Annotated in this window: 12 protein-coding genes and 1 pseudogene; 5 read left to right on the top strand and 8 right to left on the bottom strand. The window is 43.9% G+C overall.

Going from position 1 to position 18,656, the window contains the following annotated elements:
* Positions 1 to 153: 153 nt before the first annotated feature.
* The gene (gene fabB / locus L2744_RS20080; protein ID WP_248993550.1) at positions 154 to 1,365 is read right to left on the bottom strand and encodes a beta-ketoacyl-ACP synthase I; all 1,212 of its coding nucleotides are present in this window, start codon (positions 1,363 to 1,365) and stop codon (positions 154 to 156) included.
* 138 nt (positions 1,366 to 1,503) lie between these two features.
* Between fabB and mnmC1 the strand changes: the two genes are divergently transcribed.
* Positions 1,504 to 3,543 (top strand): FAD-dependent 5-carboxymethylaminomethyl-2-thiouridine(34) oxidoreductase MnmC1, encoded by a 2,040-nt coding sequence (gene mnmC1, locus L2744_RS20075; RefSeq protein WP_248993549.1) that lies wholly within the window; start codon positions 1,504 to 1,506, stop codon positions 3,541 to 3,543.
* Positions 3,544 to 3,624: 81 nt separating this feature from the next.
* Here mnmC1 and L2744_RS20070 read toward each other — a convergent pair whose 3' ends face one another.
* The 6 genes from L2744_RS20070 to prmB form a co-directional block, all read right to left on the bottom strand.
* Positions 3,625 to 4,398, bottom strand: a complete 774-nt coding sequence (locus L2744_RS20070) for an RNA methyltransferase (RefSeq protein ID WP_248993548.1) — start codon at positions 4,396 to 4,398, stop codon at positions 3,625 to 3,627.
* The gene (locus tag L2744_RS20065; RefSeq protein ID WP_011788898.1) at positions 4,388 to 4,672 is read right to left on the bottom strand and encodes a YfcL family protein; all 285 of its coding nucleotides are present in this window, start codon (positions 4,670 to 4,672) and stop codon (positions 4,388 to 4,390) included. Before L2744_RS20065 ends, L2744_RS20070 begins: the two co-directional genes overlap by 11 nt.
* A gap of 4 nt (positions 4,673 to 4,676) precedes the next feature.
* Positions 4,677 to 5,855, bottom strand: a complete 1,179-nt coding sequence (locus tag L2744_RS20060) for an ATP-NAD kinase family protein (RefSeq protein WP_248993547.1) — start codon at positions 5,853 to 5,855, stop codon at positions 4,677 to 4,679.
* Between the two features lie 61 nt (positions 5,856 to 5,916).
* Entirely contained in the window at positions 5,917 to 7,092 is a 1,176-nt protein-coding gene (locus tag L2744_RS20055) for an MFS transporter (protein WP_248993546.1), read from the bottom strand.
* 66 nt (positions 7,093 to 7,158) lie between these two features.
* Positions 7,159 to 8,253, bottom strand: a complete 1,095-nt coding sequence (aroC, locus tag L2744_RS20050) for a chorismate synthase (RefSeq protein WP_248993545.1) — start codon at positions 8,251 to 8,253, stop codon at positions 7,159 to 7,161.
* A 121-nt stretch (positions 8,254 to 8,374) separates the two neighbouring features.
* Complete coding sequence (gene prmB / locus L2744_RS20045) at positions 8,375 to 9,319, bottom strand: 50S ribosomal protein L3 N(5)-glutamine methyltransferase (protein WP_248993544.1); 945 nt, start codon at positions 9,317 to 9,319, stop codon at positions 8,375 to 8,377.
* Positions 9,320 to 9,400: 81 nt separating this feature from the next.
* Between prmB and smrB the strand changes: the two genes are divergently transcribed.
* Positions 9,401 to 9,931 carry an endonuclease SmrB gene (gene smrB, locus L2744_RS20040; protein ID WP_248993543.1) on the top strand — a complete coding sequence of 177 codons (531 nt, stop codon included), beginning with the start codon at positions 9,401 to 9,403 and terminating at the stop codon, positions 9,929 to 9,931.
* An 83-nt stretch (positions 9,932 to 10,014) separates the two neighbouring features.
* On the opposite strand, the gene sixA is transcribed toward smrB, so the two are convergent.
* Entirely contained in the window at positions 10,015 to 10,485 is a 471-nt protein-coding gene (sixA, locus tag L2744_RS20035) for a phosphohistidine phosphatase SixA (protein WP_248993542.1), read from the bottom strand.
* Between the two features lie 431 nt (positions 10,486 to 10,916).
* Between sixA and L2744_RS20030 the strand changes: the two genes are divergently transcribed.
* The 3 genes and pseudogenes from L2744_RS20030 to L2744_RS20020 all read left to right on the top strand — a co-directional run.
* Entirely contained in the window at positions 10,917 to 13,706 is a 2,790-nt protein-coding gene (locus tag L2744_RS20030; protein WP_248993541.1) for an insulinase family protein, read from the top strand.
* A 284-nt stretch (positions 13,707 to 13,990) separates the two neighbouring features.
* Entirely contained in the window at positions 13,991 to 18,229 is a 4,239-nt protein-coding gene (locus L2744_RS20025; protein WP_248993540.1) for an EAL domain-containing protein, read from the top strand.
* A gap of 111 nt (positions 18,230 to 18,340) precedes the next feature.
* Positions 18,341 to 18,656, top strand: a pseudogene (locus tag L2744_RS20020) (hypothetical protein); the annotation flags it as partial.

Here is an 18,656-nt window from a genome sequence, read left to right as displayed (position 1 = left end):
ATTTAAAACAGATTTGATAGTAGTAAAAAGACAGAAAGAGGCAACATAAAGATTACAGCCTTAAAAAAACAAACCCCGGTGTCAAAAACCGGGGTTTGTCATTAATCTGAAGGGAAGCTTAAGCTTCCCTTCTATAGCGTTTGATAAACAAACTTATTTGAATTTACGCATGATCAGCGTGGCGTTTGTACCGCCAAAACCGAAGCTGTTACTCATGACAGTGTTCAGCTCAGCATCGCGATATTCACGAACGATAGGCATATCTTTTGCCGCTTCGTCCAGATTTTCGATATTAATGCTTGGGGCTATAAAGCTGTTTTCCATCATAATTAAGCTGTAAATCGCTTCATGCACACCGGCGGCGCCTAATGCATGACCTGTCATCGATTTAGTCGAAGCTAACGGTGGACACTTATCTTTAAAGACTTCACGTAGCGCTTCTAATTCACGCACGTCGCCCACTGGCGTTGAAGTGCCGTGAGTGTTGATGTAATCGATGGGTGTATCGACATCCGCCATCGCCATTTGCATGCAACGCACAGCGCCTTCGCCCGATGGAGCCACCATGTCATAACCGTCTGAAGATGCGCCATAACCAATGACTTCAGCATAGATTTTTGCGCCGCGAGCTAAAGCATGCTCTAACTCTTCAACCACTAAAATACCGCCGCCCCCAGAAATCACAAAACCATCACGGTCCGCATCATAGGTACGAGAGGCTTTTTCTGGCGTGGCATTGTACTTAGTTGACAGCGCGCCCATCGCATCGAAACCCATGGTCAGTGTCCAATCCACTTCTTCAGCACCACCGGCAAACACCATGTCTTGCTTACCCATTTGGATAAGTTCAACGGCGTGACCAATACAGTGGGCGCTGGTTGCACAGGCTGAACTGATAGAATAATTCATGCCTTTAATTTTAAATGGCGTGGCTAAACAAGCGCTGGCCGTGCTCGACATAATGCGAGGCACAATATACGGACCAACACGTTTAACACCTTTTTCACGCAGCGTGTCTGCAGATTGCACTTGGTTAGACGATGATGCACCGCCTGTACCCACAATCAAACCTACGCGCGGATCTGAATACTGCTCTTCGGTTAAATTGGCATCGGCTACTGCTTCTTGCATAGCAATGTAGGCATAAGCTGCCGCATCACCCATAAAACGCAATGCCTTACGATCGATATGCTCAGCAGGGTTTAACTTGATGTCACCCCATACATGGCTACGTAACTGCATCTCTTCAAACTGAGCTGAATGCGTAATACCACTACGGCCCGCTTTCAGTGACTCGGTCACTTCTTGCTTGTTATTACCGATACTTGAAACAACACCCATTCCGGTGATCACGACTCTTTTCATTTTATTGCTATCCATTGTGTACATGTCAGTACCTACTTTTCGCTGAGCCAATAGTATCTGTTTTGACTCAATTAAGTGGTCAGCTTTCCATAAAGGCGAGTAAAATAATGCCAATTATGAGACCGAGAGTAAATTTCTTTGACTGCGCAGCCCAATAAACCTTGCCAAATTAAGCGTGATTACCAGCAATTAATCAACCTTTATCCCGCAACAACTCACTCTGATGCACACGATCTCAACAAGTTGAGCATTTATCAGCAGCAGATACTTGAGGCTCACTCACAGCAAAAACTACTTGTATTGGGGCAAATTGGTCTTGGTAATGGGCTCGAACTCTTATCTTGGTGGCGCACTCAAGCGAATGCTAACCAACGTTTACTCCTTAAAGTCTTCGAACCCAATCCGATTAATGCCTACGAACTTAAATCACTTTGGGAGCAATCCGCCTGTTTAGTCAAAGCTCCTGAACTTGAGCCACTTGCCCAAAGCTTACTTCATGCCAAGCCAACGGCTATTATAGGTTGTCAGAGATTAATTTTTGATGACGGTCATATCACAATCGATCTGCACTTTGGTGAGATTCAAACCCAGCTGAGTTCACTCCCACACTCACCTCTGCATCCCATTCAGCACTGGCTCGTATTGCCCCATCTGCAAAACGAACTAAATCATCAAATCCATTGGCAAATGGCAAAGCTCAGTGACGATAGCGCGACAATTACAGGCATTGGATTAAGCGAAACAACAGTGAACCGTTTCCAAGCCTGCGGCTTTGGGGTGAGGGATATAAATTTCCCTGATATCAATAGCTCAGCAACACAGATGGGCCATCAGCCTGATACTGTTCTGCTACACGAGCGCCAAATCTTACGTCAGCAAGACGCTAAAGCCTATGCCTTTAATCCTATTGCAGCAACCTTATCCTCGGCGATGCCCACTTCGATTGCCATCATAGGCGGCGGACTCGCCTCGGCACATTTGGCGCTGTCGTTGGCGGAGCGCGGCCAAGGCACGCAGCTCTTTTGTAAAGATGCCGAGCTCGGCCAAGGCGCCTCTGGCAACCGCCAAGGAGCCATTTATCCATTGCTGACACCGGAAAATGATGAATTAAGCCGTTTCTTCCAACAGGCATTCTTATTTAGCCGCCGTCGAGTACAGTCTCTGACATCTGCCCCCGCCCAAAATCAAACGCCTATTTCCCATGATTTTTGCGGCGTATTACAAACCGCCCACGATGAACGCAGCCAATTAAGGCTCGATAAAATTATTCAAAGCCAAGACTGGCCTGAGGAAATTGCTTATCAAGTCGATGCGCAGCAGGCCAATCGTCTTGCGAACATCAATATCGATAAATCAGGCTTTTTCTATCCGCTAGGTGGCTGGGTTTGCCCGTTTGAATATGCCGAAGCCGCACTACAAAAAGCGCAGCAACTTACCGAGGTCAAACTCCATTTGGAGACTGAGATCCTTGAAATTGAGCATCAAAGTGAAGGTTGGTATTTAATCTCCGCCGAACATCGTTTTGGCCCCTTTGCTCAGCTCGTGCTCGCCAATGGTGCAGAGCTGACGCAGTTTGATGCCAGTAATAAACTACAGATCAGCCCCTTTCGCGGCCAAGTGAGCCATGTGCCCGCTCAATTTCAATTGAGCAAACTCGCAACTGTGTTGTGCGCTAACGGTTATTTAACCCCGAGTCACCAAGGACTCCATTGCCTAGGCGCGAGTTACGTTAAAGAACCTGCACATCTAGGCTTCTGTCCGCAGGAGCAGCAAGAGAATCTCGCCAAAATGCACGAGAGTTATCCAAACCAAGGCTGGCTTGAAGATATAGACATGAGTGGCAACAATGCCCGCGTCGGGGTACGTATGGTCACGCGGGATCATTTTCCTATGATGGGCTGCGCGCCAGATGTGACACAAATTCTTAAAGATTATGAGCAGCATCAACTCACAAAAGAAAGCCGTCACTACTGGCAAACCACGCCAGCGCCAGTGCACGAAGGGCTGTATATTCTCGGCGGGTTAGGCTCACGGGGATTAAGTTCTGGACCACTTGCCGCCGAATGTCTTGCAGCCCAGCTTTGCGGCGAGCCAATACCGCTCGATAAAGCAACCCTGTGTAAACTCAACCCCAATCGTATGTGGCTGCGAAAGTTACTCAAGGGCAAATCCCTCTAGCTTTACCATCGCCTGTGCAAATAAAACAAAAGGGATTAAGCCTTGGCTTAATCCCTTTTTTAAATGTTTTCTGTAAACCACTTAAGCGGCAGTGACAACCATAGCGTTATCACTGCTGCTAGGTTCAAGACAGCTAGCCTCAATATGTCGGGGCTTTCTCGATTCTCTCGCCACTTTTACCCGAGTACGATTGTTGTTATCGCGACTCTGGCGGATCAGCGCATCACCACTTAGGCTCGATGGTATACCTGATGCTAGGTTCGATGTCAGACTTGCTGCCTCGCGGTGGGATTTAGCCAATCTGTCGTATAACAGCACATTGACCGAAGCCGCAAGATTCATACAACCGACCGTAGGCACATACACTACGGCATCGGCTTTATCGATAATCTCTTGGCCAATGGTGCCATCCTCAGGACCAAACACATAAAAGGCTTTCGCGGGATGGACAAAATCCGGCAGCGGCGTCGCACCCACCACCAAATCGACACAGATAAGCTGAGTGTCCGCCGGAATCGCGGCTAACAATGAAGTGACGCCCGTGAGCGGAATGCGCTCGCCGGCATCTTTAGTATCGACATGGTATTGCACTGCCCCCGAACGCGCGGCTAACTCGTAACGTCTGCCGGTATAAAATACACCATCGACGCCATAGCAACCCGATGCGCGCATAATACCGCCAACGTTAACGGGCGTTTTAGGATTCACTAAGCCGATAAATACCGCGCTGGCATCGAACGTTTGCTCACTCGCGACTTCTGCACACGTCATTTCGGTGTTAGTCAGTTCAGTGTAAGTCACTTCGGTATTAGTCATTTGCTCATCGTCAGTCATAGGCATAACGCTAGGCAACATCCAATTCGCCTATAATCTTTGCCTGCAGCTGTGCCCATGCCTGTTCAACCAAGGCATAATCGGCATCGTTTAATTCTTGGCGCGCGAGTGCTAGACAGTCGGTCATTTTTAGCATTAAGGCATCAAGATCCGTTTCACCCTGCGCTTCAAGTTGCGATAACACAACGGCCACATGGCCCTGTAAGTAGCCACAGGCAAACAAAGCATCGTCATCACCATGGCTAACAACGCTGGCGATCCACTGTTCTAATGCGTCTTCGTAATGCTCTAACATGGGTCTAACTCTCCATTAATACTGGATTGGCCGACACATCTGCTGCGACCAATAAATCTGGATTGGCCACCTGATACATGACGTAATCATGGTAACCCGTCGTCACTTTGTAATAGCCGCCAAGCTCGCGATCTAATTTAGGGTCGCCACTATCCACAATTAGCGGTCGTCCATCAAGTGCTTTTAGCTTAGTTTTTGTGGCGAGGATAATAATATTGTCTTTTCCGATGCGCCGAATGAGCTCGGGCGACAACTGTTGATTGCCGCGCCCTAAGATATGACCTTGACCGCCAATTAAGGTAATCACCAACTTAGTCGGCTTATCTTGGGTGAGTTCGAGTAATTCATTGGCAGTTAAGTCGCTACCGACAAGGTTTTTATTTCGAATAAGATCAACACCAAGTAGCGTATTATCCAGACCTAACTCTTCCATCACAAAGGCAACCGTACTGCCAGAGCCCATAATGTACAGTTCATCTTCCATTTGATTGATCACATCGGCGGCAATATCGGCCAGCACGAGTTCATCGACTTCCTTGCCGCCCATCTTGACCGCTTGCACATAACGCGGCTCGGCGGGCACTAAGAGCTCACCAAATCGTTTAGCACGCACTGTGCCTTGGCGAAAAGCCACTTCGTCAATATCCATCACATCGGCGGACATTAAACTGACGAGTTCGCCATCGAGCAACATTTTAACCACCATGCCAGAGGCATGGGGCGTAATTCCATAAACGCCGGAATGAATTTTCACCCCAGCAGGCACGCCGAGTACGGGGAGTTTGTCGTCGATAGTGGCTTGTTCAAATACTGAGTAAATATCCCGGGCCGTGCCATCACCACCGGCAAAAAGGAGTAAATCCAGCGGTTCATCCAGCAACGCGCGCACAACAGCCTGCGTATCCAGTGCCTGGGTTTTATCTGGAGTTTGATACACCACTCGCGTGGTAAAACCGAGCGTTTTAGCGGCGTCTTCTCCCATGATGCCTGAAGCGGTGATGACTTCAATGTCATCAGCATAATCACGGATAACCTCAAGGGCCTGCATCATGCGCAAGGCGGCTTTAGGTTCGGCGCCTAATGCAAGCGCCTCTTCGGCAACGCCATCGCTGCCCTTAAGGCCAACACTGCCACCTAAGCCAGCCAACGGATTGACAACTAACCCTAAACGAAACCGAATCACCTTTACCTCACTTAACGCAATCTTGTTATTCTTATCTTAGTTTTTATCTTAATGGATACGACTAGGCCGCATGGGCTGCAACACTCGATCTATCCTTAGGAATAAAGAATACTGCCAACATAGCGGCAAAGGCGCATACTGCGGCAAATACCCAAGACCAAACCGCCCCGCTACCATCGCCCCAAATATAGCCACAAATCCAAGTGCCGAGCGCGCCGCCAACCCCAAAACTTAAGCTAGCGTACAAAGCTTGACCTTGGCTTCTGTGGCTCGCATCGAAATGCTTATGGACAAATTGAATCGATGCCGCGTGGGTTAATCCGAAGGTAAAGGCATGTAATAGCTGACTAAAACCAAGCCACAATACGCTATCTACCCCAAAGGCGACCAGTAGCCAGCGCAGGCAAGTCACCCCAATGCTGACAATCAATAAGGTGTTGACACCATAACGACCGAGTAAGCGCGGCGCGAACATAAACATCACGATTTCGGCCATAGCGCCAAGGGCAACAAATATACCCGCTGAGGATTCAGAATAGCCCGCTTGCTTTAAATATAAGACGAAGAAGCCATAGAAGGGCCCCGCGCTCATTTGCAGCAACATGGCCGAGACTAAGAACCAAATAATCGCCTTATTCCATTTTAATGGCGGCCGAACTAGGCTGGTATCACGCACTAAGCGATTGGCTGGTAGTGGCAGCGCACTAGCGAACATGCCGATAAATAATGATAAACCGATATAAGGCAACACCTCTGTGCCCCACTGGCCGATGGCAAAGCCCGCGCCAACAACTAAACAGATAAAACCGACGCTGCCCCAACTGCGAATTTGGCCGTAACGACTGGCATTCTCGCCGAGGGTTTCTAAGGTGATCACTTCAAGCTGGGCGAGAATAGCGTTCCAAAAGAAAGTATAGAGGGCCAGACTGAGCGCCATATACACAAAACCGCCATGGTAAAAGAAACTCAAATAGGCCAGCGCAGCGGCTCCCGCCCCCATTTTTATCAGCTCGGCGCGCATCCCTGTACGATCAGCCACTTTGGCCCACACATTCGGCGCAACGATACGCGTCGCCATCAGGATGGCGAGTAAAAAACCAATTTCTTGGGGATTAAAACCGCGGTTCTCGAAGAAGACCCCAAGATAAGGGACCATAGTACCGAGAATAGAAAAGAAGAAAAAATAGCAGGCACAAAGCCAGCGTAATTGCCGGCTTGTGCTAGAAGAAGTTGACATTAACGCATTCCCTTTATCTCATGCCACTCATCGCATTCGTTATCGCATACCACCTATCTCATGCGCCTATCTCATACCAAGCACGGGCGTGTGACTACGAACATCCTGATTTTGTGCTCTGTGTCTTAATAAGTGATCCATCAGCACAATGGCAAGCATAGCTTCGGCAATCGGTACCGCGCGGATCCCAACGCAGGGATCGTGACGACCTTTAGTGACCACTTCGGCCATTTCACCCTGCGCCGTCATACTTTGACCTGGCACGCTAATGCTAGATGTGGGTTTTAACGCAATATGGGCAATAATCGGCTGGCCCGATGAAATCCCACCGAGCACACCGCCCGCATGGTTAGATTCAAAGCCTTGCGGCGACATTAAATCACGGCCTTCGGAGCCCTTTTGCGTCACCACGCCAAAACCATCACCAATCTCAACGCCTTTGACGGCATTAATGCCCATCAGCGCGTGGGTAATATCGGCATCGAGTCTATCAAACACTGGCTCACCTAAACCCACAGGCACACCTGTCGCGATGACGGAGATTTTCGCGCCAATCGAGTCACCGGACTTTTTCAGCTCACGCATATATTCATCGAGCGCTTCAAGCTTACTGGCATCGGGAAAGAAAAAGGCATTTTGCTCAATTTGATCCACATCAATCGTCTGCGCACAAATAGGGCCCAGCTGGGACATAAACCCATAGATCTCAATACCGTGAACTTGCTTTAAATACTTTTTTGCCACCGCACCCGCCGCAACCCGCATCGCAGTTTCTCGGGCTGACGAGCGGCCACCACCACGGTAATCACGCATACCGTACTTTTGCTGATAGGTATAATCTGCGTGCCCTGGACGGAATAAATCTTTGATATTAGAGTAATCTTGACTGCGTTGATCGGTATTTTCGATCAAGAGTCCAATCGAGGTGCCCGTGGTTTTACCTTCGAATACACCGGATAAAATCCGCACTTCATCGGGTTCACGGCGGGCCGTGGTATATCGGGATGTGCCAGGACGACGACGGTCAAGATCATACTGCATATCGGCTTCGGTTAATTCAAGCCCAGGAGGGCAACCATCAATAATGCAACCGAGTGCTACACCGTGACTCTCACCAAACGTCGTCACTACAAAATTTTGACCAATACTGTTTCCAGACATCCGCTTTGTACACCTTAGGTTTGTTCATCGCTCCGCGCCCAGCGAGTACTGGACAATTTATTTTCCCGCTGCAAGCCTAACTGGCAGCGGGAAAAGTCTCAACCTAATTTGCTATCTTAGGTTATTGCGCGTCGCGATAAATGCCGAATACCGACTGATTTTCGACCAGTTGATCGCGCGTTAATACGAATACGCCATCGCCGCCATTTTCAAAGTTAATCCAAGTGAACGGCACATCTGGGAATTGTTCCATTAAATGCACCATAGAATTACCGACCTCCACCACCAGAATACCCGTTGGTGTAAGATACTGAGCCGCATTCGCCAGTATCCGCCTAGTCAAATCTAAGCCGTCGCGACCAGAAGCTAAACCAATAGCTGGCTCATGATGGTATTCATCCGGCATATCACCAATGTCTTCGGCATCCACATAAGGTGGGTTAGAAACAATCAAATCATATTGAGGACCTTCAGGAATGGCCGAGAACAGATCCGATTGCATCGGAAACACTCTGTGCAGTACGCCTAAGGTTTCGATATTGATTTGCGCCACATCTAAGGCATCCTGACTAATATCGAGCGCATCGACTTCAGCATCTTCAAATTCGTAAGCACAGGCAATCGCGATACAAGCGCTGCCAGTACATAAATCTAAAATACGTGTGACTGGCTTGTTATATAACCAAGGACTAAAACGGTTAGCGATCATTTCCGCAATCGGTGAGCGTGGCACTAACACGCGCTCATCAACGTAAAACTCAAGCCCAGCAAAACGCGCTTTATTGGTCAGGTAAGGCACGGGTAAGCGCTCCCTAACCCGGCGAATAATTAATTCAACGATTTTGTGTTTTTCACTACTGGTCAAGTTGCTTAAAATCACTTGCTGGCCGATTTCTTCGGGTAAGTGTAAAGCATGGAAAACTAAGGCGATGGCTTCATCCCACGCGTTGTCAGTACCATGACCATAATACACATTGGCATCGTTAAAACGGCTTACAGCCCAACGTAACATATCGCCAATAGTGCGTAATTCTGTCACAGCTTCATCTACAAAGATCTTATCCAAAACGTGCTCCCGCTAGTTTGTTCGCCAAACATTGTAACTGAACTCTATTCAGAAACCATAGGATTCAATAGAATACCCGCCATGAATAAAGACGATGACAAAGAAGGCTTAGCGATGTTTTCCGCGCTTATCGATGGGATAAAGCCCATCACTCAAGATAAGCGGCACTTTCGCACGCCGTTAAAAACCAAACAGGAAATAGAGCTCAAAGAGCAGCAACTGCATGCTAACAGCTATTTCTCAGATACTTATCAACCATTGCTGCCAGTGCAAGGCCCAATGCGTTGGTTAGATGCAGGCGTGGACAGCTTAGAGCTCAAGCGTCTAAGACGCGGCGATTACCAGCCGGATTTACTGTTGGATTTACATGGATATCGCCAATCCGAAGCCAAACTCGAGTTAGCGGCGCTCATTCAAGCCTGCGTCAAACAGCAGAGCCTGTGTTGCTGCGTGATGCATGGCTACGGCAGTGGCATATTGAAGCAGCAAGTTCCCATGTGGCTAGTGCAACATCCTATGGTGAAAGCCTTCCATCAGGCGCCAAAAGAGTGGGGTGGCGATGCGGCGCTATTAGTCTTGATCGATATTGGCGAACAGCCGCATAGACGTTAAGTCAACATTTCAAATTGAAAATAAACAAACGGCCCACATTCAGTGGGCCGTTTGTTTTAAATTTAGAGATGAATCAAGAGCAATTAACCGATGCTGTGGGGTGCATGCTGCCACACAATTGAAGCTTGCTCGACATGTTTATCGATCAGGGTAATACCTGAGGTAGCAAACAGTGGCGGTTCAACCCCAGCGACCAATTCACTCACTAAGTATCCCAATAATGGCATGTGAGAAATGACTAACACTTTATCTGCCTTGTATAACTCGGCGTAAGCAACAATTAAAGCGGCAACATTAGCGGGATCGCCAGAAGGCACGAGATCGTCGGCGACGAGCCACTTACGAGGTTCAGGAAAATGCTGACTCAGCTCCTGCCACGTTTGCTGTGCACGTAAGTAAGGGCTAACCAAGACAAGATCAAAATCTGTGATACTTCGAGCTAACCAGTTGCTCATTACGACGGTATGGTGCCTTCCTAAATCGGTTAGGGTTCTATCCCTATCGGATTGAGCATTAAATCCTGCGTCACCATGTCGCATCAAAAATAGCTGCATACTTCTCTCGCTACCCACACTTGTTTTTGTTTTATCCCAATTGTAGCCCTAAAATTCGTTTCGACAAACCTGTATACCCAAGCGACCTCAAAATACGAGTTTCAGAGCACCTAGGGTGCTTCAATTCAAGGCGCATCAATGACAGAATGTCGGCTACCTTTTGAATTGATGCAACACGGAATTGGAGTGCCCTAGGCGCTCCGTCCCGGCGGCTTTTAACCCACTTTATGCTGTGTTGGTTATTTTTAACTTAGCCCACTAGGTCCGCAAATAACCGCCTTGCCTAAAGTGCGTTAAATTCCCGCTGAATCCTGCATTTTGAGGTGGTTTGGGTATACGGCTTAATCTTTAGTCGATAAACACAAGAGATATTTGCTAAAAACCATTAAGACTATCAATATATAACAAGCTATCGTTATCGGAGTGTATCTTTGCAAGTCTCACAGTCTATTTATAAAAGCCCAAACGACCATCGCCAGTATCGTTATCTTGTATTAGATAATGCGCTCAGGGTGTTATTGGTTGAAGATCAGGATGCCAGCCAAGCGGCTGCATCTATGGCTGTTGGTGTGGGTCATTTTGACGATCCCGTTGATAGACCCGGCATGGCGCACTTTTTAGAGCATATGCTCTTCCTTGGTACTGAAAAATTCCCCGATTCAGGCGAGTATCACGCCTTTATTAACCAACATGGCGGCAGCAATAACGCTTGGACTGGCACAGAGCATACTAACTTCTTTTTCACCATTAATGCAGACGTATTTGCCGATTCCTTAGACAGATTTAGTCAATTCTTTATCGCCCCCAAATTTGACCTAGAATTAGTCGATAGAGAGCGCCAAGCCATTGAATCTGAATTTAGTTTAAAGCTAAAAGATGATATCCGCCGAACCTATCAAGTGCTGAAAGAAACCGTTAATCCACTGCATCCTTTTTCGAAATTTTCCGTAGGTAATTTAGTCACCTTGGGTGGCGAACAGGCGCAGATCCGCGCTGAGTTACTGGATTTTTATCAGCGCCATTATAGCGCCAACCTAATGACCTTATGTTTAGTTGCACCGTTTTCCCTTGATGAATTAGAAAACTTCACCCGTTATTATTTCAGTGGGATCCGTAACTTGAATTTAGTGAAAAACTATCCTCAAGTGCCGCTTTTTTCGCCAAAGGAATTACTAACTCAAATTGATATAGTGCCGCTTAAAGATCAAAAACGCTTAAGCATCAGTTTTAACTTTCCTGGTATTGATCACTATTACAAACGTAAACCTTTAACTTATATCAGCCATATTCTGGGTAATGAGAGTAAAGGCAGTTTATTGTCTTATTTGAAAGAACACGGACTCGTAAACAACTTGTCTGCCGGTGGCGGCGTTAACGGATATAATTTTAAGGATTACTGTATTGGATTGCAGTTAACGGATAAAGGGCTTGCCAATCTTGATGACATTATTTGCAGTTGTTTTGAATATATCGAGCTCATCAAAACCCAAGGTTTAGATGAGTGGCGTTATTTAGAGCGGGCTAACTTGTTAAAAATGGCCTTCCGTTATCAAGAGCAAGTTAAATCCCTCGACTTAGCCAGCCATCTCAGCATCAATATGCATCACTATGAGGTTGAAGACTTAGTCTTTGGTGACTATCGCATGGATGGGCTAGATATTCCGGAAACTATCGAGCTGCTTGAGCTGATGGTGCCACAGAATATGCGCTTACAACTTGTTGCACAGTCAGTTACAACGGATCGTCAGGCTAACTGGTACCACACTCCCTACAAAGTGAGCTCGATCCTTCCCGGCTCCCTTGCACGTTGGCAAGTTAAACATATTCGCCCCGAGTTACAATTACCCACTGCTAACCCTTTTATCGTGGCCGATTCTGTCGCCCGCCCAGATAAAAGCGAAGTAGCCGTACCTGTGATAGTCGCAGAATCGACTGGATACCGAATTTGGCACAAGAAAGACGATGAGTTCAATGTGCCAAAGGGCCATATGTATTTATCGCTGGATTCAGAGCAAGCGAGTAAAACCCCAAAACATGCCGCCCTTACCCGCTTGTATGTTGAAATGTTACTGGATTACCTCACAGAGCCCACTTATCAGGCTGAAGTCGCGGGTTTAAGTTACAATATTTACCCGCATCAAGGGGGAATTACCCTGCATTTATCAGGCTTTACCGGTAATCAAGAAACCCTATTGGCACTGTTGATCCACAAAGCAAGGGAGCGGAATTTTACCGAAGAGCGCTTCGCACTGATAAAATCCCAACTGCTACGTAGTTGGCAAAATCTGGCACAGGCTAAACCCATTTCACAATTGTTTACCAGCCTAACGGTCACACTGCAAAAACGCAGTTATGAACCAGCGCGCATGGCCCAAATGCTAGAAAATATCACCCTAGAGGATTTACATAACCATGTGCGTGCATTCTACGAAAAAATCTATCTTGAAGGATTAGTCTACGGCGACTGGTTAATCTCTGAAGCCCAAGCACTTGGCAAACGGTTGGAACACATTTTATCCTTGGTTTCAACGCCAAGTGTCGAGTCGACAAGAGAGTTAGTGAATCTGACAGGTCAAGGCACACTACTTCGCGAACTCGCTATAAACCACCAAGACAGCGCGATCATTGTCTATTACCAATCGGCCGTCGCAACGCCAGAAAAAATGGCGCTATTCAGCCTGCTGAATCACACTATGTCGTCGACCTTCTTCCATGAACTGCGCACCGAAAAACAATTAGGCTATATGGTGGGTACAGGTTATCTGCCACTCAATCGCCATCCAGGGCTTATTTTTTATATCCAATCCCCCACCACTGGACCTTTGCATCTATTAGAGGCCATAGACGAATTTATTGCCGACTTTAACTATGCGGTCATGCAGATCACCAACGAAGAATGGGAAAGCACTAAACTCGGCCTGATTAATCAAGTCATGGAACATGATGCGAACCTGAAAACCCGCAGTCAACGTTATTGGGTGAGTGTGGGCAATAGGGATTATCAATTCAATCAAAGAGAATTGGTCGTAGAAGAAATCACTAAGCTTACACGTATAGATTTACTCAAATTTATGATGCGTAAAATGCGTACAAAGCACAGTGATCGTTTAGTCTTATTTAGCACTGGCGAGCAGCACAGAGCCCAGACAGCACTGATGTCAGAGAAAATGATAAACGATCTCAAAATGTTTAAACAAAATGCCGATAAGTTTAATTTTTGAGCATAAACTGCACATGATAACGAAACGGCATCATTTTTGACGAACAAACAAAATCCCTATCATAGCGTCATACTGCAGTAGTATCTTCCACCCTTAAGCGTTATCTCGATGGAAAACATGGTTGGAAGCCATTTCATCCTGCAGACAACGCTCAAATTTACTTCATCTACATGCTGCTAAAAGGATTTTTTACAAAGTCACTTTTGACAAACCCATCACTTTCTGGAAAAGTGATGTAACATAATTGTTTCATGGCATCATCGGATAATACTAAGAACAATACTATGCCTAACATACTCCTGAAAATCGTATTTCTTGTAAGCATTCTTCTTCCTACAATTGAAGCGCAAGAACTACCTATTGTTTTAAAAGCAGAGGCATATGGTGTCCCTGAAGGTTTATCACAAAGTACTGTCACATCAGTTATTGAGGATAACGATGGTTACATTTGGATAGGCACACTTAATGGGTTAAATCGATTCGATGGAGAAGCATTTAAGCACTTTTTTGCTAATGATCGCTCTGACTTGTCAAGTTCTTTTGTTCAAAGCCTACTATTTGATGACCATGGTCAAAAACTTCTTGTTGGTACGGATAATGGCTTAAATATATATAATGCTGATTTAGAAACATTTGAAAAACACTCCCAGATAGATGAAGCCATATGGTCAATAAATGAGAATGGCAACGTATATACCATTAGTACAAAAGACAAACTTATTGAAATAAAAAAAGATAGTCTAGATGTTATAAAAAAATATGAAAATGAGAACTTTAAATTTGTTAAAAAAGCAATAAAATTAACAAGTGGGTATATTATAAGAAATCATGACGGAAAAGTCATCAAGATTACCAATGACTCAAAATCACAAATTTTACTATTAAAATCTATTGATATAGAAAAAACTAGCAATGGTATTTATGCATTAACTACTGATGGGACTTATGAGAAAATATCAGATGAAAAACCTATTTCATCAATACTGAAAGAAAATGCATTTATATTAAAAAATAGCCAGGTATTACAAATAAATTTCAACAATCTAGAAACAGTACCTATGGGATATTTGCTAGAAAAAAAAGATATACAGAGCCAAATACAAGCTTATCGAACAAACAACTATACTATAATTCCATCTCTAAATATGGGTTTCATCTTAATTAGAGATAGCAGCAATATTGTGCAATCACTTATCAGACCTATTGGAAATATCTGGTCAATAAATTTGTTAAGTGACGATTTAATTGCAACTTCAGATGATAGCAGTAACATTGACCTATTTAATTTAAGACTAGAATTAAATAAAAAAATAAATACGCAAATACCAGGGCCTAAATATGTCGTAGAACACGAAGAAAAGCTATTTATTGGTGGTGAAAATGGCTTAACCCTACTGGATGATGACATTAAAGAAACAATAATCGAAGATGGTGTCGTCACTTTGTACAAAGATAAAATAAAGAATGAAATATTTGTCGCCACAAACAAGTCTGACATATACAAAATAGTACTATCAGACTCAACAAAGGTCGAAAAACTATCATTAAAAAACAAACACCCTATATTTCAAATATTAAAAACAAAAAATGGGAAATTATTATTAGCAACACAGGGAGGTTTAATTCATATTGATGAACATGGAGTAGAGAAAATTATTTATGACAAGGATTTTGTATACTGTATAAATGAAAGTATAGATACATATTTATTTGGAACTAGAACATCAATCCACTCAATTAACAAAAATACATTAGAAATAAAAAAAATCTTTAGTTCTAACAAACCAATTTACTCGATTGCGATAGATGACAGTTATGATTTCGTGGCTTCATCGATAAATGAATTAGTATTAAGTAAAAACAATAAGTTTTATACATTGCCGACCGACTATGGGAGCCAAGAAGAATATAATAGTCAAAGCGGGATTTTTTGGCATGGAAAATTTTACTTCGGAGGTATATCAGGCATTAGTGTTATTGATAAGAACTTAGCTATTTCATATATAACCAATAGCAAAATAAAAACAAACATTAGTGAGCTGTTAATATTTAATAAAACAATAAATATAGGGAGTGAATTTTTAGAGAAAAGCATATCAAAATCAAAAGATATAAAACTTAGATATTCTGATTACCCATTTACACTTAAATTTAATTCTCCAGAATTAAGCCAGAAAAATATTGAGTACTTCTATAACTTAAATGGATTATCTGACATATGGATTACTGCTAAAGGTACAAACTCAGCTACCTATACAAATCTCTCCCCTGGCCATTATGTATTCAATGTATATGGTGAGAACCCAGTCACGAAAGAAAAAGGACCAACTAGTTCTATAAAAATTTATATATCCCCTCCTTGGTGGTCATCTCATTATGCGAAATTATTTTATTTTATTATTTTTATTTTTATAACATATTTTACTATTAAAGTGATTCTACGAAGAAGAGAAACACAGCGACAAATAGCACTAAGTGAAGAACGATTAAAACTATCCCTATGGGGTAGTGGTGATGAAATGTGGGACTGGGATATAGAAACAGGCAATATTTTCCGGTCAAATATCTGGGGTTCCCTTGAGTTTCCTCGCGATGGTCATCGTTCGGGTAAATCGGATGAAGAGAGTAATATCCATCCAATGGATCAAGAACGGGTTAGGGAGGCGCTCAATAAGCATTTTTATGGAGAAACTGATCATTTCGAGGCTGCCTATAGGGTAAAAGGTAAAGATGAAAACTGGGTCTGGATTTTAGATAGAGCAAAAATTGTAGAACGAGATGAGAAAGATAATGCTCTACGTATGACGGGAACAATTAAAAATATTAGTCAGTTTAAACAAAAAGAAGAACAATTACGACTTTTTGAAAAAGCCATAGAAAATATTTCAGAGGGCATGTTTATCCTCGATAACGAATATCGTTTTGTTGAGGTCAATGAAGCATGCTGTAAGATTTCATTACGTACGCGGGCTGAACTTATTGGTAACTTGCTTACATTCGATTTATATCCTGAAAACTTTTCCACTCAAATAAGAACCATGCTTAAACAACAAGGCCGCTGGGCCAATGAAGTCGAAGCTGTTAGAGGTGATAATAGTCATTTTCATATGGAACTGACTATTGATGCTATCTACGATGAACTAGGCGAGTTATCTCACTATGTTGGTGTTTTTTCTGATATTTCACGACGTAAACAACAGGAAGAAGAACTCAGAAAACTGACAAATAATGATCTACTGACCGGGCTTCCCAATAGATCGAACTTACAGGTCACTTTGAGTAACTTAGTCAATAAAGAAATTGCCCATTCCTTGATGGTACTTGATCTTGATAACTTTAAGCGTATCAATGACTCATTAGGCCACCAAGTTGGGGACCAATTATTAAAGCTTGTTTCTATTAGAATAAAATCGACTCTTCCTAAAAATACTAGTATTTATCGCTTAGGTGGCGATGAGTTTGCAATCGTACTAGATAAGGGGTCAGATATTAGTGCTAGTGCAGCGATTGCCGGACGAGTGATTGAAGCATTCAGAACGTCATTCGACATCAATGAAGAACAATTAGTTTTAGGATTAAGTATTGGGATCGTTTTATATCCAGAAGATGAACAAAGCGAGCAGGCTTTGCTCAGAAAAGCTGATATTGCCATGTACCATGCGAAATCGGCAGGAGGGAATTGTTACCAATTCTACTCAGAATCACTCAATCAGCATGCAATTAAGCAGTTGGAAATAGAGAATCTTATCCGCGAAGGGCTAAAAGATGATCTATTTGAAGTTTATTATCAACCCAAAATTGATCTTAAACGAGGCCGTGTTGCTGGAATGGAGGCTTTAGTGAGATTAAATCATCCAGTACTTGGTTTAATTGCCCCCAAGGAATTTATCCCCCTTGCTGAAGAAAGTGGATTAATTGTTGAGATTGGTGAAATCGTTTTACGTAAGGCCTGTTTTGCTGCACAAAAATGGCGTGAACAGGGTTTATTTAATGGAAGAGTCGCTGTCAATTTATCGTCGCGTCAATTTGCGTTACCGGATATCCAGCAACGAATTGAGTCAATTTTAAGACTCACTAAATTACCCGCTTGCCATCTTGAGTTAGAAATAACTGAGGGTACTGTGATTAAACAGCCAGAGATGGCCATTTTAGTTATGCAACAACTCGCCAAGATGGGGGTAAGTTTGGCATTAGATGATTTTGGAACCGGTTATTCCTCCCTATCCTACTTAAAACGTTTTCCAATACACACCTTAAAGATCGATAAAGCCTTTGTTGACGATATTGATAAATCTGATCGCGATCTCAAAATGGTCGACTCTATTATCACCATTGCCCATAATATGGGGCTTTCTGTGGTTGGTGAAGGCGTTGAACAGACCGCACAATTAAATATTTTGCGAGCACTGAACTGTGAAGAAATCCAAGGTTATATTTTTAGCAAAGCGATAAAGGAATCAGAGTTTACTCTACTTCTCCAAGAGGACATGGTGAAACCAACCGCAAAAAACAACATTATTTAATCATTTTAATATCAAACAGAGTGTAGTTGACAACATTGGCATGACAGATGCAGTAGCACTATCAGTGTCAATAATAAATCAATATCAACTTGCCCTGAGAGAGAATTTAGAATGATTAAAGGAATTATTACTGTCGTTGCTTTAGCTTCATCAATTGCTACAGCAAATACCTTAACAACTGTCACAACCTCCAATCAATTTGCTGCAGTCCCTAATGTCCGCTTCAAATCTATTGATGTTGCGGCGGTTCCTAATGTCCGCTTCAAGTCTATCGATGTTGCTGCAGTTCCTAATGTCCGCTTCAAGTCTATCGATGTTGCTGCAGTTCCTAATGTCCGCTTCAAGTCTATTGATATTGCTGCAGTTCCTAATGTCCGCTTCAAGTCTATTGATATTGCTGCAGTTCCTAATGTCCGCTTCAAGTCTA

This window comes from Shewanella profunda, from assembly GCF_023283765.1.
Taxonomy (GTDB): Bacteria; Pseudomonadota; Gammaproteobacteria; order Enterobacterales; family Shewanellaceae; genus Shewanella; species Shewanella profunda.
This window is presented reverse-complemented; position numbering and strand designations above follow the sequence as displayed.